The 17,266-nt window shown below is 45.4% G+C and carries 11 protein-coding genes and 1 other RNA gene; 1 reads left to right on the top strand and 11 read right to left on the bottom strand.

Annotated features, from left to right (window positions below; translation table 11 throughout):
• Positions 1-193: 193 nt before the first annotated feature.
• Positions 194-2,356, bottom strand: coding sequence for a pectate lyase family protein (locus tag WG8_RS00895; RefSeq protein ID WP_007428164.1), 2,163 nt, complete (start codon positions 2,354-2,356; stop codon positions 194-196).
• Positions 2,357-3,538: 1,182 nt separating this feature from the next.
• Between WG8_RS00895 and WG8_RS00885 the strand changes: the two genes are divergently transcribed.
• Positions 3,539-5,161 carry a DNA/RNA helicase domain-containing protein gene (locus WG8_RS00885; protein WP_007428163.1) on the top strand — a complete coding sequence of 541 codons (1,623 nt, stop codon included), beginning with the start codon at positions 3,539-3,541 and terminating at the stop codon, positions 5,159-5,161.
• Between the two features lie 122 nt (positions 5,162-5,283).
• Here WG8_RS00885 and ssrA read toward each other — a convergent pair.
• The 10 genes from ssrA to WG8_RS00840 all read right to left on the bottom strand — a co-directional run bounded on the left by ssrA (position 5,284) and on the right by WG8_RS00840 (position 17,215).
• Positions 5,284-5,648: a transfer-messenger RNA gene (gene ssrA, locus WG8_RS26130) on the bottom strand.
• Between the two features lie 256 nt (positions 5,649-5,904).
• The gene (gene smpB, locus WG8_RS00880) at positions 5,905-6,384 is read right to left on the bottom strand and encodes an SsrA-binding protein SmpB (RefSeq protein WP_007428162.1); all 480 of its coding nucleotides are present in this window, start codon (positions 6,382-6,384) and stop codon (positions 5,905-5,907) included.
• Positions 6,385-6,674: 290 nt separating this feature from the next.
• Positions 6,675-9,281, bottom strand: coding sequence for a ribonuclease R (rnr, locus tag WG8_RS00875; RefSeq protein WP_007428161.1), 2,607 nt, complete (start codon positions 9,279-9,281; stop codon positions 6,675-6,677).
• Positions 9,282-9,467: 186 nt separating this feature from the next.
• Positions 9,468-9,701 (bottom strand): preprotein translocase subunit SecG, encoded by a 234-nt coding sequence (gene secG, locus WG8_RS00870; protein WP_007428160.1) that lies wholly within the window; start codon positions 9,699-9,701, stop codon positions 9,468-9,470.
• A 359-nt stretch (positions 9,702-10,060) separates the two neighbouring features.
• Complete coding sequence (eno, locus tag WG8_RS00865) at positions 10,061-11,347, bottom strand: phosphopyruvate hydratase (protein ID WP_007428159.1); 1,287 nt, start codon at positions 11,345-11,347, stop codon at positions 10,061-10,063.
• Between the two features lie 63 nt (positions 11,348-11,410).
• Positions 11,411-12,955 (bottom strand): 2,3-bisphosphoglycerate-independent phosphoglycerate mutase, encoded by a 1,545-nt coding sequence (gene gpmI / locus WG8_RS00860; RefSeq protein WP_007428158.1) that lies wholly within the window; start codon positions 12,953-12,955, stop codon positions 11,411-11,413.
• 1 nt (position 12,956) lies between these two features.
• Positions 12,957-13,709: a triose-phosphate isomerase gene (tpiA, locus tag WG8_RS00855; RefSeq protein WP_007428157.1), complete on the bottom strand. Its 753-nt coding sequence runs from the start codon at positions 13,707-13,709 to the stop codon at positions 12,957-12,959.
• Positions 13,710-13,768: 59 nt separating this feature from the next.
• Positions 13,769-14,950, bottom strand: coding sequence for a phosphoglycerate kinase (locus WG8_RS00850; RefSeq protein WP_007428156.1), 1,182 nt, complete (start codon positions 14,948-14,950; stop codon positions 13,769-13,771).
• A gap of 123 nt (positions 14,951-15,073) precedes the next feature.
• Positions 15,074-16,084, bottom strand: a complete 1,011-nt coding sequence (gene gap / locus WG8_RS00845) for a type I glyceraldehyde-3-phosphate dehydrogenase (RefSeq protein WP_007428155.1) — start codon at positions 16,082-16,084, stop codon at positions 15,074-15,076.
• A gap of 93 nt (positions 16,085-16,177) precedes the next feature.
• Positions 16,178-17,215: a sugar-binding transcriptional regulator gene (locus WG8_RS00840; protein ID WP_007428154.1), complete on the bottom strand. Its 1,038-nt coding sequence runs from the start codon at positions 17,213-17,215 to the stop codon at positions 16,178-16,180.
• Positions 17,216-17,266 lie beyond the last annotated feature (51 nt).

The following is a 17,266-nucleotide window of genomic DNA, read 5'->3' as shown; positions in this document are numbered from 1 at the left end:
TATACGTTCGTTCAAGTAGCGATAGAGCCTCTGTCGGTAAACAATACAGCTACGGAAAAGGACCTGAGCATTCATAAACGTGTGCACATCAATTCATATGCAAACAAAACTAAATAAACCAGTCGCCGGTTCAATTCCGGCAACTGGTCACTTAAACTTGAATGGTGTTTTGGTCCCTGTCTCATCAGATAATCTATTTCAATTCCATGTAATAAAGATTTGTAGGATTATCTTTTGTAATGGTATGTGCGCCAGGAGCAAGTGATACGCTGACAATACCATCAGTTATTGGATAACTGGTTCCATCAACCTTGATTTTTGTTCCGTCTGCTGAATTAAACACTAATGTTAATGTTGAAGCTTCCGTAGTGGTAAACCCAATACTGGTCGAGCTCTCGATTTTTAAGCATTGAGTTAGAGTCAAACCATTATACTCCACAGTTCCCTTGTTTGCCGACAGATTCCCTTTAATATCAAAGAAGTCGCTGTCGGTTCCAGCTATGGTGAAGTTATGAACTTGTTCTCCGGGTGTTGGTACCGGAACAGGAGTCGGTGTCGGTTCTGGGGTTGGTTCTGGAGTTGGCCCCGGTGTCGGTTCCGGAATAGGCGTTGGTGCTGGCTCTGGTGTTGGTTCCGGAGTTGGTTCTGGAATAGGAGTCGGCGTTGGCTCCGTTGAGATTGAATTCCCCCCTACAGACACAAGTTGAGTTGTGTAGCTTCTTATTTTAGCCATTAGAGCTGAATTAAGTGCATACGACGTGTCATCAACGGAATTATCAAATTCCCATGTAAAGTCTCCGTTATTCAGGCGTCCAGCTTTTGCAGTAACAATTTGTTCAACATCGCTTACATTATCAATGTCAGCACCATTTACTCCAGTATCGACGCTTGTATCAAAGTTGTTATACGCTGTTCCTCCTTTTAGTGCTTTGTATGAGCTTGGTACGGTCTCATTTCTCGACGAAGCTAAGTACGCATCAAATGAGCTTTTATTTGCCGGAGCTGTCCCGTTATTGGAGTTGGCATAAATCAGACTGGCAGCATCAACTATACTATTGTTGTAGGCCTTAATCACACCTCCGTTTTCGCCCGAAAATGTACCTTCCCCTAAAGCATCCGTACCTTGCAAAGAACTCAGCATTGGATATTTAGCATGTCTAAAATAATTAGATTCTACAAAGGCTGAAGCTCCCATTGTAGCACCGACACCATATTTTGAAACTCCATCAAAGAAGTTATTATATATATGAACAGATGCCACTCTTATACGTGGATGACGGGAGTCTGAATGATCAAACCAGTTATGGTGGAAGGTGACAAAGAATTCTGACGATTCACTTAAGCCGACCAGAGCCGATTTTCCTGAATCCCAGTAGTGATTATAAGAGATTGTAATATACGTTGATCCATTTTTAACGTCTGTGGAACCATCTCCCTTTGCTTGGTCAGCATCTCCTCCTGCAGATCCATAGAATATATCATTATTATGCACCCAAACATTGGCATTTCCTGTATCCATTGAAATACCGTCATCAGGGAACAACATCAGACCCAGGTTTCTCACTTCCACATTTCCGGTATATCTAAGAAGCATTCCCCATCCGTAAGCATAAGCATCGTCTCCGATACCTTCAACCGTCATATTCATTTCCGAATAATTTTTTTTGCCTTTTACTTGAAGATATCCGCTGCTATTCAGTTGTCCCTTCATGTCATCTTTTGTAACTTTTCCAATAAATCTGATTGCAAGTGGTGTTGTATCATAGCCTTTTTGTCTTAATGCCAAAATCTCGCCTAGACCTTTACCTGTTTGAACACGACCTGAGCTGTTGGTTTTCACATCGAGAGTCACTGTTTGTGCAGTCTCGGATGTTACATAAAGAACCTGGGCACCACTCTTAAGTGTTCCGTCAGCATTATAAGCACCTGAGCCTGTGCCATATTGCGATTTTGATGAGAAAGCAAATCCGGATCTATCATATGACGCTACGGATAGCTTTTTTGAAACAGCACTTACCGTTGATCCGCCTGGCAGCCTGGCTTCAACCTTCATTACATAATCTCCAGCTGCAAGACCTACGGCATCAGCTCTCCAATAGGAAGGGTATTTTCGGATTAATTCATTATCAATTTGTTGATAGTAAGAATCTGACGCGTTTACAGGTTTAACATATACATTATATCCCTCCGCATTGCTTTCAGGTGACCATTCTACATACGCAGTTTCATTCCAGCCTCCACCGTCGATGATCGAAAGACCAGCAGCATAAGCTGTAGTACCTTGCAATCCTATTAAAGATATTACAAGAGAAAACAATAAAACAATACTCATTACATTTGTAATCCTCTTTTTCATTTCCAATCCTCCCAAATTTGATTTGTTGCATACACCATTGAACCGTTATCAAAATACCGACAAGTTTCTCGATCCACCTCCCCTCGTGTAATCATATTAATGAAACACTTATCCAAACTTTATAATGAGAAAAAAGTCACAATACATGAGTCAAACTAATGCGACTTACATTCAAACTACAGCGTCTATCCATAATCTTCAAGGGGGAGAAATTAGTATTATATAAGCCCCTTTCCCATAATTTCGAACTAATTCGTCATCATTCGTCAATATCCCCCTCCTTTCAACGTCCTGAATTGCGGTGTATATTAGGAGATATTTCCTGGTTCATTTTTGCTAGAAATTAATTGGATGAATATCCCTACGGGTAGAAATATGACACTAACCAGTGCATTTTCCATAGTAATAAAAGGCCAAAAGTTTAAGACGTATGCAGAGGAACTAAAGTTGGAAGCGATCCGCCTGCACGTTAAGGGAAACTGGACGTACCGGCAGTTAACGACCACTTGGGAATACAAAGATAAAGCTCAGATGAAGTGCTGAAAGCGTAAATACCAAGAATGGGTGAATTGGGTCTGTTGGATCAGCGGGGAAAATGAGCCCAATATACTGATCAGAACCGCAATGTTTAAAAGCTCCGACTGAAAAATGGACTCCCAAGAAATTGTTGGGAAATCTGGAGTCGGGAGGGAAAGTCGGCCGAACCAAGCATGCCGAGAGCTTCACGGTAGACATGGTCAATCACAAATACGCATTTGAGGAATTGGCCGAAATAATTAAGAAGTATTGTGTGATAATTAAATCATACGGAGATGTAAAAAAGCGACCGATCATGGTCGCTTTTTCTAGTGGTATAAATGGAGGAAAGGGGAGTCGAACCCCTGTCCAAAAATATCGCCACACAGGCTTCTACGGGTGTAGTCACGGTTTTGATGTCACCCTAGCAAGGGTTCGTTGTATAGCTCGTTTACTTGCCTTAACCTACTACTAATCTTTTCGGCTGGGGATGATCGTCCGAGCCAACTATTGGAGGCACCGAGAACTGCACTTGGATACAGCTAGTATAATCACTCCCTTTATATGGATAACTGCCAGCATTCACTTTGACAACAACACAATATTTTGCAAAGATAAATTTTACAAGAACCGTGAACCCCAAATTAACCCCCAGTAGGAGGAATTATGTTTAAGATAGAAACCTATGATTATACCAATAAAAACTTTGATGAATGGGACATCCCTTTTGACTATCACTGCGTCTACATATTAGAAAATGGTAAAGAGGCCTACATTGGTGAAACCAACAACTCCATCAGAAGAGCGAAGGAACACGATAGCAACTCCCAAAAAAATAAGAATAAAAAATACCTTTTTAACAAAATGCATATAATTACTGGATCACCAATGGAGGAAACACCAGCCAAGCATTATGAAAACCTGCTAATAAAACTAATGAAGGTTGATAAAAAGTTTCATATTGTAAATGGAAGTGACGGCCAAAAGCCGCATTACCAAAGAAAGAATGATTTTGAACGGTATTTTGATAAGCTATGGTTCCAACTTGAAGAAAAAGGGCTGGTAAAAACGAAAGAATTTAATACGATCATTAACTCAAATGCATATAAGTACTCTCCTCATACTACCCTAACCGAAGAACAACACAAGACCTTAACAAGTATTGTTCACACCATTGATTCAGGTGAGACTCTACCACATGAACCGACTTTCAATACAAGGCCAATTCTCATAAGAGGTGATGCGGGAACCGGGAAAACTGTTGTAGCCACTTCACTGTTCCATTATTTAAAAAGCAATGAGCGTTATAGAGATAAAAAAATCGCATTGGTGTATGCAAATCCCTGCACTCGCAGCGAAATTCAAGAAGTTTTTAAGAATACGGAGGGGTTGAGCAAAAAAGACGTTATCAGCCCAGTGGAAGTCACCAAACAACACTACGACATTATTATTTGCGATGAAGCCCAACGACTGAGAAGAGGTAAAAATCTCGGAATGTATCACGTACATTTTAAAACAGGGAATGCCCGACTCGGATTCGATAAAACACACGATGAATTGGATTGGATTATGGCTAATTCCAACTGCCAGATTCTATTCTATGACGGAAAACAAAGTACAAGTCCTTCCGACATAACACGCGAACAATTTGAAGAAAGACTGTATGAAAGAAAGCGGGGGATTCGTCCTATAGAGCTAGATGAACAGATGCGAATAAAAGCTGGCGATAGCTATGTCCCTTACATCTACGATGTGCTTTATCAAAAAACTACTAACAATCTTGCATTTGAAAACTATGATTTTAAACTTTTCACCTCGTTTTCCGATATGGTGAACGCCCTTGATGTAAAGGAAAAAGACATGGGGCTATGCAGGCTTTGTACGGGATATGCCTGGGAATGGAAAGGTAAAGAAGACAACAAATTAGTAGATATCAGTATTGACGGTGTTAACATTAAATGGAACAGTCAGACAGGCGGTTGGTTAAGCAATTTAAATGCTAAAAAAGAGATGGGTAGTATTTATACATTGCCTGGACTTGATTTAAACTATGCTGGAGTTATTATTGGTCCAGATCTCGTTTTTGATAAATTGGACAATATGATAAAAATAAATAAGGATAATTTTTTCGACAACAAAGTAAAGAATGGAATAACTGTTGAAGAACTGAAAGCTTACATTCTTAATACATATGCGGTTTTTCTAACTCGTGGTATCAGAGGAACATACATCTATGTTTGTGACGATAACCTAAGAGAGTATTTTGAGAGGTATATTCCTTATTACTAACTACATAAAGTTGCACTCCGGTTGACTTTACCACCGATGCTTATTCTACGAGTCAACCCGCTGCTCTCCGTAGACAGCAAAACCCGCTAACCATCAGGTCAGCGGGTTTTGTTGTAATTTCCATATGGAGGCGAGGGGAGTCGAACCCCTGTCCGAAGATAACGACACATAAGCTTCTACGGGTGTAGTCACAGTTTTGATGTCACCCGAGTACCGCCCCGTAACCGGCTGTACGTTGGGTCAGCCTGATTGTCTTCTTCAGCACACCCCAGGCGGAGATGTGACAGCGTATCCCACTATAGGTTAGCCCCTACATCCGGCACATGGGCGATGCAGGAGAGGAGCACGCTCACAGGTTATTAAGCTGCGAAAGCGTAGTTGTTTTGTTGTTTGCCGTTTAATAGGCTTTAGCGTTGATGAAGTGGACGCGTCCCCACTACCCGCTACCCATGCTCGAACTATCCCCGTCGAATCCATAAACGCCCCCTCATTAAAAAAGGGCTCCACGGATAACCGGAAATACCGGAGCATAAGCATGCATAATATCGGAAGCTGAATCCTGAGATTCAACAGTCGAACCAAGTTAAGCACAAAATACATTGAAAGCTTACTACTTCGTTAGTATACCATATTACATGTCATAACGAAACGGAATAAAGCCATTTCAGCTCGATAAAATAGCACCATTACAGGAACAAGTAGCTTATCCACGTAATTTGTACCATACATGATAATGCAGCAGCTTATCTCGCAATTTTTTGCTTCTCACGCAGAGCGCGTTGGATATCACGCTGTGCATCACGTTTGGCAGCCGTTTCCCGCTTGTCATACTGCTTTTTACCTCTACCCAATCCAAGCAGCAGTTTGGCATAGCCGTTGCGTACGTAAATCTTGAGCGGTACGATCGTATAGCCTTCCTGTTTGGACAGACCTATAAGCTTACGAATCTGCTCTTTGTGCAGCAGTAGCTTACGCGTACGCGTCGGATCGGTTGGATTGTTGCGATTACCTTGCTCAAAGGGACTGATGTGCATATTGTGAATATGAATCTCGCCATTACGGATCGTAGCAAAAGCATCACTGATGTTGGATCGACCATTCCGCAGAGACTTAATTTCCGTTCCCGTTAACACCATGCCCGCCTCGTAGGTGTCCTCAATAAAATAGTCATGGGAAGCTTTTTTGTTCTGGGCGAGCACTTTCCCGTCTGCCTTCTTACCCATGAATACCACTCCTTTGAATAACGTAATCAACTTCTAAATCCAAGCATTTCATCCGATGGCTACAAAGCTCCGCCTAGAAACATATTGTAACAAAATTCAGATGGTAAAAGCAAGAAAGACAAGCCCTCACTCCAATACTCACGGATTCATATGATGGACATACTTCAAAATCAAAGTGGCCTCCATCTAATCACAGCAGACGGAAGCCACCCTCATACATACCTTCAAATCAGTTTTACACCCTGACAGAAACGCTTCAGCCAGCAATAAGCATAAGCGGTCTATCCTGCTTACTTCTTCTTTTTCCTCACAAATCCAGCAGTGCTATTGCCGCCTCCGCCGCCTTTATTCTTCCGTTTGCGACGCCCGGCACCTTCACCGCTTGATCCGGCGTCACTGCCTGGTGTAGCCGCACTGCCGATAAAAATACCGCTAGCAGATGTCTTCTTCTTCCGGCGTTTGCTCGTACCGGCGATTGGCGAATTATATCCGCCCTTGCCACTACCAAAGCCAAAACTGCCTGCCGAGCCGACTCCGGCTCCGTTTCCACCACCGCGGCCTGTGCGACCTGTGGTGCTAATGCCTCCGCTGCCGGCCTCTTTAGGCTTCCCAGCCGCCTCACGACCGCCTTTGCGCTCTCTGCCAGCCTTGTCCTTGCCGCCTTTGCGGTCACGTCCTTCGCGGCCTTTACCGCGGCCCTCGCCACGTGCAAAGCCTCCGCCTTGTCCCGAACCGCCCGTCCGCTCACGGCGTTGCCGCTGCTTCATATCGACAAGCTCGAAGTCAATCGTGTAATCCTCCATATTAACGCGCGCGACGCGAACCTTAACCTCATCTCCGATGCGGAATACCTTGGAAGTGCGTTCACCGATTAACGCCATATGCTGCTCGTCAAAATGGTAATAGTCATCCGTAAGCGCACTCAGACGCGTCAGACCCTCCACCGTATTGTCCAACTCGATGAATATACCAAAGCTAGTTACGCTGCTGATGATGCCCTCGAACTCCTCGCCAACCTTGTCCAGCATGTATTCAGCCTTTTTCATTTGCTCTGTGTCGCGCTCTGCATCCACAGCCACACGTTCTCGCTCGGAGGATTGCTGCGCAATATCCGGCATGCGTGCAGTCAGATATTCCTGACGCTCATCTGTCAAAGCCCCGCCATTCTCCAATACCTCACGAATGACACGGTGAATCACCAAATCAGGATAACGGCGAATTGGCGATGTAAAATGAGAATAATACTCCGCAGCCAGTCCAAAATGCCCTGTAGACTCTGCATCATACTTGGCCTGCTTCATCGAACGCAGCATCATCGTGCTAAGCACTGTCTGCTCCTTCGTGCCCTGAATGTCCTCCAGCAACGTTTGCAACGCACGCGGGTGAATGGAATTCCCACGGCCTTTGATCTGATGTCCAAAATTAGCGGCAAACGCCATGAAATTTTGCAGCTTCTCTGGGTCCGGGTCCTCATGAATCCGGTATAGGAAAGGCACCTTGAGCCAGTGGAAATGCTCGGCCACAGTTTCATTGGCCGCCAGCATAAATTCCTCGATAATTTGCTCGGCTATCGTACGATCTCTTTTTACGATATCGACAGCTTTACCTTCATCGTCCACAATCACTTTCGCTTCATCAAAATCGAAATCAACCGCACCCCGGCGCATCCGGTTAGCACGCAGCTTCAATGCCAGTTCCTTCATCGTACGGAATACTTCTACTAGATCTTTGTACCGTTCCATCAGTTCGGCATCTTCCTCTTCGAGGATTTTGCGAACGTTGGTGTATGTCATTCGTTCCTTCGTTTTAATCACACTGGTGAAAATATCATGCTTTACAACCTTCATATGCTCGTTGAATTCCATTTCACAGGACAAAGTCAAGCGATCCACCTGCGGATTCAAAGAACAAATCCCGTTGGAAAGCCGGTGTGGAAGCATAGGAATGACACGGTCGACCAAATAAACGCTACAGCCGCGGTTATAAGCCTCCTGATCCAGCTTGGAGTTCTCACGCACATAATACCCTACGTCGGCAATATGAACGCCCAGACGGTAGTTTCCGTTCGGCAGACGCTCTACATTAACCGCATCATCCAGGTCTTTGGCATCCTCGCCATCAATTGTTACAATAATCTTATCACGCAAATCGCGACGTCCCTGACGTACAATTTCTTCTTCCGTAATCGCATCGGGAGCCTGATCTGCTTCCGCTGTCACTTCATCGGGAAAAGCCTCTGGAAGCTGATGCTTGCGAATCACCGACAAAATGTCGACGCCCGGATCGTCCTTGTGACCCAGCACCTCCAGCACTTCGCCTTCCGCTGCCGCCCGTCCTTCCGGGTAGCTCACAATACGCACAACGACCTTTTGCCCGTTCACAGCTCCGTTGAAGCTGTCCTTTGGAATAAAAATATCCCGATTAATGCGCTTATCATCCGGCAAAACAAAACCGTATGCTTCGTGGCTCTGAAACACCCCCACCACTTGAAGCACAGCGCGCTTCACGATCCGCACGACTTCGCCTTCCAATCGGCCACCCGCAGGTCCCTTTGACGTCACTCTTACCAGCACCGTGTCTCCATTCATCGCGCTCTTTAAATCGTTAGCATGAATGTATACATCCGGGTGCTCCCGGTCCTCTGGAATCAAAAAAGCAAAGCCCTTGGCATGAGCCTGCAAGCGCCCGCGCTGCAAATCCATTCGTTCCGGCACACCATAACGGTTTGTGCGGGTCAGCAGAATTTTCCCATCTTCCTCCAGCGCGTTCAAGAGCTTAAGAAATTCGCGAAACTCTTCTGCGTCCTTAATGTCAAAATGCTGCTCCAGCTCCTGGTATGTCATAGGCTTGTATGCGGTCTCTCGCATAAAATCAAGTAGTTGTTGCTCTGTTATCATAATTTTGTCCACCTCGGGCAACCTTTAATTTTCAGTAATAATCCGCATGTTCCTTGTTCCTGTTACAAGGCTCTTATATACTCATACCCTAGTATACACGAATTTAATCGACGGCATCCCTGCCTGTCTAAAATCCAAAAAAGCCTCCGTTTCCAGTGAAACGAAGGCTTAATGTACATATTTATCTTATTTTGCAAAAAATGCAACCAGAACGGCAACAATCATAAAACACGCACCCAAAACAGCAGTTGCACGTTGCAAAATCAAATCCATACCGCGAGCTTTTGTCTTGCCGAACAGATGCTCAGCACCGCCAGAGATGGCACCGGACAAACCTGCACTTTTCCCCTTTTGCAGTAAAACGACCGCAATAACAGCAATCGAGAACACAATGAGCAGCACTTTCAAAAAGATTTCCATGAAAAATCCACCTCCTGAGCTTATACATCTGTTTTGCAAAAAACACAGCCTCTTTTATGAAAACATGTCCATATCATGTTATGATAGCCGGAAATTAACGCAAAACACTACTTTCATTCTACCACAACTTCCAGTAGATAACAACCAGCTATGGAGATTACCCCCTATCAGGCCTTTACAAAGATGCATCTACATGCTCATCTACTTATTTACACGTATACATGCAGGCAGATAACAAAAACAGACCTGCTCACAGTAGCGTGCAGGTCTGTTGGATCATTGCGTAAAAGCTTCGAGCGTCCAAGCCTCGTGATCATCAACCACAAAGCTTGAAACACCGTCAGCATGTTGGCGCAATATTATTTTTTCAGGTTGTAGAAAGATTTCAGGCCGTGGTATTGAGCCAGTTCACCCAGTTGATCCTCAATGCGGAGCAATTGGTTGTACTTCGCAATACGGTCAGTACGGGAAGGAGCACCTGTTTTGATTTGGCCTGCATTTGTTGCAACAGCGATATCAGCGATTGTGCTGTCTTCGGATTCACCGGAACGGTGAGAGATTACAGCTGTGTATCCTGCGCGTTTAGCCAATTCGATAGCGTCGAATGTTTCAGTCAGCGTACCGATTTGGTTTACTTTGATCAGGATGGAGTTACCGATGTTTTCTTCGATACCTTTAGCCAGACGTTCTGTGTTCGTTACGAACAGGTCGTCACCAACCAATTGGATTTTGCTGCCCAGTTTCTCAGTGAGCAATTTCCAACCTTCCCAGTCATCTTCGGAGCAACCATCTTCGATGGTAACGATTGGATATTTATCAACCCAAGAAGCAAGCAGGTCAACGAACTCAGCAGAAGTGAAGGATTTGCCTTCGCCTTCCAGTGTGTATTTTCCATCTTTGTAGAACTCAGTGGAAGCAACGTCCATACCGAGGAATACGTCAACGCCTGGTTTGTAACCGGCTTTTTCGATTGCTTCGATAATCGTGGACAGAGCTTCTTCGTTGGATTTGAAGTTAGGAGCAAAACCGCCTTCATCACCAACAGCTGTGTTCAAACCTTTAGAGTTAAGTACAGATTTCAGGTTGTGGAAGATTTCCGCACCAATACGCAGAGCTTCTTTGAAAGTAGGAGCGCCTACAGGCAGAACCATGAACTCTTGAACGTCAACGTTGTTGTCGGCATGAGCGCCACCGTTAACGATGTTCATCATTGGTACTGGCAATTGTTTAGCGTTGAATCCACCCAGGTAAGTGTACAGCGGCAAGCCCAGAGCTTCAGCAGCAGCGCGAGCAACAGCCATGGATACAGCCAGAATTGCATTTGCACCCAATTTACCTTTGTTATGTGTACCATCCAATTTGATCATCAAAGTGTCGATTTCTACTTGGTTCAAAGCATCCAAGCCGATCACTTCAGGAGCGATGATTTCGTTCACGTTTTTAACAGCTTGCAGAACACCTTTACCCAGGTAACGGGATTTGTCGTTATCGCGAAGCTCTACAGCTTCGTGAGCACCAGTGGAGGCACCGGAAGGAACGATGGCACTACCGATAGCGCCGGATTCCAGATATACTTCAACTTCAACCGTAGGGTTACCACGGGAGTCGAGGACTTCGCGAGCGTACACGTCAGAAATAATAGTCATTTGTACTTAATCTCCTTTGTGAATCATAATTTATTGGTCAAGCCTATATTTATTAAATCAAGCTTACTTGCGGGATGCAATCATAGATTTTCCTGTCATTTCCGCAGGCTGCGGAAGCTGCATTAAATCCAGAAGCGTTGGAGCTACGTCAGCCAGAATTCCATGCTCACGCAAAACGATATTTTCGTCAGTCAAAATGAACGGAACCGGATTCGTCGTATGAGCTGTGAACGGGCGTCCCTGCTCATCAATTTCCATATCCGCGTTACCATGGTCGGCAATGATAATAACCACGCCGCCTTTGGCTTTAACCGCGTCAACAACACGTCCAACACATTCATCCGTCACCTCTACCGCCTTAATAGTTGGTTCCAGCATGCCGGAGTGTCCAACCATATCGGGATTGGCAAAGTTCAGGATGATTGCGTCATGCTTGTCAGCTTCGATTTCCTTCACTGCTGCATCCGCAACCTCATACGCACTCATTTCAGGCTTCAGATCATACGTAGCTACTTTTGGCGAATTGATCAAAATACGAGTTTCGCCAGGCAGTTCTACATCGCGTCCGCCACTGAAAAAGAAAGTAACGTGCGGATACTTTTCTGTCTCAGCAATACGCAATTGCTTTTTGTTGTTTTGTACCAGCACTTCGCCAAACGTATTATCCAGGTTTTTCGGTTCATAGGCTACAAAGCCTCCAACCGTTTCACTGAACAAGGTCAGGCAAACAAAGTGCAGATCCTTAGGCCATTTTGGCCCACGGTCAAAACCACGGAAATCCTCATTGGTAAATACTTGAGACAGTTGAATCGCACGGTCAGGACGGAAATTCAAGAATACAACAGAGTCATTGCTTTCGACCAGCCCTACAGGACTTCCGTCGGCCTTTACAATCACAGTTGGCTCCACAAATTCGTCGAACACTGATTTTTCATACGATTCCTTTAATGCTTCCAGCGGGTCAGTATATTGAGGACCTTCCCCGTATACGATTGCACGGTAAGACTTCTCAACACGTTCCCAGCGTTTGTCGCGGTCCATTGCGTAATAGCGTCCTTGTACGGTCGCAATTTGGCCAATGCCCACTTCCTGAATTTTAGCGATCAGCTGTTGCATGAAGCCTACACCGCTGTCAGGCATAACATCGCGTCCGTCCATGAAAGCATGAACGTACACTTCAGTTAAGCCTTCTTTTTTCGCCAGGTCCAGCATAGCGAACAGATGGCTGATATGGCTATGCACGCCGCCGTCGGACAGAAGTCCGTACAGGTGAAGCTTGGTATTGTTCTTCTTGGCATGCTGAACTGCTTTAACCAATGTTTCGTTATCGAAGAATTCACCCTCGCGAATGGACTTCGAAATACGAGTCAAGTCTTGATACACAGTGCGGCCTGCGCCGATGTTCAAGTGACCTACTTCGGAGTTACCCATTTGACCTTCCGGCAGGCCCACTGCTTCACCAGAAGCGGTCAGCGTTGCATGAGGATATTGTTTTAAATATCGGTCGTAATTCGGTTTGTTGGCCTGTGCAACCGCATTGCCTTCCACGTTGTCGCGCAGTCCGAATCCGTCCATAATAATTAAAGCTACCGGTTTTGGTGCTGCCATCTTACTTCGCCCCCTCAACAAGCGCGATGAACGACGCCGGTTGAAGACTGGCACCGCCCACAAGCGCGCCGTCGATATCGCTTTGACCCAGGTACTCAGCAACATTTTCAGGTTTTACACTGCCACCGTATTGAATACGTACAGCATTAGCTGTACTTTCATCATACAGCTCTTTAATCAGACTGCGGATATAGGAGATCACTTCATTCGCATCCTGCGAAGTGGAGGATTTTCCTGTTCCGATCGCCCAAATTGGCTCATAAGCAACAACGACTTGTGCAGCCTGATCCTTGGCCAAGCCAGCAAAAGCTGCTACAGTTTGCACTTTTACAACCTCTTTGGTTTGACCTGCTTCACGGTCTTCCAGCTTTTCCCCTACACATACGATCGGAGTCAGGCCGTGGCGGAATGCCGCATGAACCTTTTTGTTTACCGTTTCGTCTGTTTCGTTGAAATACTCACGGCGCTCGGAGTGTCCGATCACAACGTAGTCTACGCCCAGATCCTTCAACATTCCGCCGCTGATTTCACCTGTGAACGCACCATCTTCTGCAAAATGCAGGTTTTGTGCGCCAATTTTAATAGATGTGCCTTTTACTGCTTCAACCAGAGCAGGAAGATTTGTAAATGGAGCACAGATTACACTTTCCACTCCTGCAACCTCTGCTTTACCTTTGACCTCTTCGATGAAGGTCTTAGCTTCTGGAACGGTTTTGAACATCTTCCAGTTACCCGCGATAATCGGTGTTCTCAATGGTTTCAACTCCTAACTATTAGATGCCCTAAAGCCTTTATTACGCGTTAAACGCTTGATTACTTATCGTTAAGTGCAACAACACCCGGAAGTGCTTTGCCTTCCATAAATTCCAGGGATGCGCCGCCGCCAGTGGAAATGTGATCCATTTTGTCAGCCAGGTGGAATTTCTCAGCCGCAGCCGCAGAATCACCGCCACCAATGATGGTGTATGCTTCTGTTGTTGCGCAAGCTTCCGCTACTTCACGAGTACCGCCAGCGAAAGGTTCCATTTCAAATACGCCCATTGGTCCATTCCAAACAACCAATTTGGAGTTTTTGATCACATCAGCATAGATTTTACGAGTTTTCGGTCCGATATCTACGCCTTCCCAATCTGTAGGAATACCGTCAATGTCCACAATGTTCGTGTTCGCTGTAGCGCTGAAATCGTCAGAAATAACGATATCTACCGGAAGATAGAATTTTTTGCCGAGCTTCTTCGCTTTTTCGATAAATCCAAGAGCTACGTCCAGTTTGGATTCATCCAGCAGGGATTGACCCACTTCATAACCTTGAGCTTTAAAGAATGTATAAGCCAAACCGCCGCCAATGATTACGTTATCTGCAATGTTCAGCAGGTTGTCGATCACGTCGATTTTGTCTTTTACTTTGGAACCACCGATAATGGCTGTAAAAGGACGGTCTGGGTTCGAAAGAGCTTTACCGATTACAGACAATTCTTTCTCCATCAGCAAGCCGGAAACAGCAGGAAGAAAATGCGCGATACCTTCTGTGGAAGCATGAGCACGGTGTGCTGCACCAAATGCGTCATTCACGAAAATGTCAGCCAGTTCAGCAAATTGCTTCGCCAGCTCAGGATCATTTTTCTCTTCTCCTGGGTAGAAGCGTACATTTTCAAGCAACAGCACGTCGCCGTTTTGCAATTCAGCCACTTTTGCTTTAACAGCCTCACCAACTGCTTCGTCCACCTTAACAACAGGCTTTTTGAGCAGTTCAGACAGACGCACACCAGCAGGAGTCAGACGCATGGATTCAACGACCTGACCTTTTGGACGTCCAAAGTGACTCGCCAAAATAACTTTTGCACCTTTTTCAATCAGGTAGTTAATTGTTGGCAAGGTTTCGCGAATACGCTTGTCATCCGTAATTTTACCGTCCTCAACCGGAACGTTAAAATCTACACGAACAAACACCCGTTTTCCATTCAGTTCTATATCACGTACGCTCTTTTTGTTCATCTCCATATTCCTCCGCACCCTTTTAATTTTACGAAACAGGAATTTAAGGCACATTTTGATATATAAAGAGCGGAAACAATAACTGCTGTTTCCGCTCTATGATGTTGCTCGATAAGAAATTTCTTATTTAGCCAATTTAGCGAAGTATTCCAACGTACGGATCAATTGTGCAGTGTAGGACATTTCATTGTCATACCAAGCTACAGTTTTAACCAGTTGTTTGTCGCCAACAGTCAGAACTTTAGTTTGAGTTGCATCAAACAAGGAACCGTAAGTGATACCTTTGATGTCGGAAGAAACGATTTGATCTTCAGTGTATCCGTAAGTTTCAGGATCGGAAGCTTCTTTCATCGCTGCGTTGATTTCATCAGCAGTTACATTTTTCTCCAGAACTGTTACCAGCTCAGTCAGGGAACCTGTTGCTACTGGAACACGTTGAGCTGCTCCGTCCAATTTACCTTTCAACTCAGGGATAACCAGACCGATTGCTTTAGCAGCACCAGTTGTGTTAGGGATGATGTTTTCAGCTGCTGCGCGAGCACGACGGAAGTCACCTTTAGCATGTGGAGCATCCAAAGTGTTTTGGTCGCCAGTGTAAGCGTGAATTGTAGTCATCAAGCCTTCAACGATACCAAATTTGTCTTGCAGTGTTTTAGCCATAGGAGCCAGGCAGTTTGTTGTGCAAGAAGCACCGGAAATTACAGTTTCAGTTCCGTCCAGAATTTCATGGTTTACGTTGTAAACGACAGTTTTCATGTCGCCAGTAGCTGGAGCGGAGATAACAACTTTTTTAGCGCCGCCTTTCAAGTGTTTCTCAGCAGCTTCTTTAGTTGTGAAGAAACCTGTGCATTCCAGAACGATGTCTACACCCAGGTCTCCCCAAGGCAGTTCTTCAGGGTTGCGGTTAGCCAAAACTTTAACTTCTTTGCCGTTTACTTTGAAGAAGCCTTCATGTACTTCTACTTCTCCTTGGAAAGTACCTTGTGTTGTATCATATTTCAACAGATGTGCCAGCATTTTGGAATCTGTCAAGTCATTGATTGCTACTACTTCAATACCTTCCACGTTTTGAATACGGCGGAAAGCAAGGCGTCCAATACGTCCGAAACCGTTAATACCAACTTTAACTGTCATGAGTGAGTTCCTCCCAAAGTTCGTTTAGTTTAGTTTTATATATTCAAGACAGGCCCGAAAGCCCGTCAAGACAACACATTTAATCAATCCGTATTAACCTTTTAAATAATGGCTTACAATCTCGGCAGCAGCGCCTTCATCGGTGACAAGAATGTCTTCTTGGCCGAAACGCAGCACTGCATGAATAGCAGCCGCCTTGCTCTTGCCTCCAGCTACACCTAGAACCGTCTCCGTACGCTTGATGTCCTCCAGGCGGAGTCCAAGCGTCAGCATTCTGTGAACAACGACGCCGTCTTCGTTAAAATAATAACCAAACGATTCGGCAACCGCGCCCTCATTGCTGATCTGATTAAAGGTTTCAAGGTCAAGCTTGCGTCTGTGGGCCATCGCTATGGCGTTGCCTATCCCGTGAATGATAATACGACTCTCTCGAATCAGGCTCAATATATCCTGAATATTCGTATCCTCAAGCAAGGAGTTGTAAGCATGATTGCTGAGCAAATCCGGTACATGGAGCAGACGGTATTGAGCGCCGACCTTGCGAGCCATCGTGGAAGCAATGGTGTTAGCCTGCATTTCCATGCTCTCTCCCAAACCCCCGCGTGCCGGTACAAACCATCCGCCCTTAAGCGGGCCGTTAGCAGGTAATGTCAGTTGTTCCGCCACATCTGCAATCGTCGTACCACCTGTTACAGCGACCACGTCCTCGTCATCCATAACACTCAGCAGCGCCTTTGCTCCAGCACGGCCCAACTCCTGCTTCGCCAACGGTGAAGCATCCGAATCCCCTGGAACGACAACCACCTTCTTCAAGCCGTAGGCTTGACGAATCTGATCCTCCAGTTGGGACAGGCCGAACAAGTTGTTCGCAATCGGCTCCAGCTGTTCCAGCAGATCCAGTCCTGCTTTGCTCACCTTCATGCCCACACTCTCAATCTCAATGAGCCCTTGGGCCTTGAGGAGATCGGTTTCGGCGCGCAGCACGCGCTCGGTCATATCCAGTGAAGCTGCCAGCGTTCTGCGTCCAATGACATCGGACAACATGATCTGGCGCAGGATCGTGTACCTTTTTTTCAAAACATCCATGAGGTCGGGCAGAAGCTGCTTCTGTATTTCTAATATCTTTCGCATGCTTTCCACTCCCGCACACTTCTAAGTTCTTTCTCTAATACTATATCTTCG

Source organism: Paenibacillus sp. Aloe-11, assembly GCF_000245715.1.
GTDB classification, from domain to species: Bacteria; Bacillota; Bacilli; order Paenibacillales; family Paenibacillaceae; genus Paenibacillus; species Paenibacillus kribbensis.
This window is presented reverse-complemented; position numbering and strand designations above follow the sequence as displayed.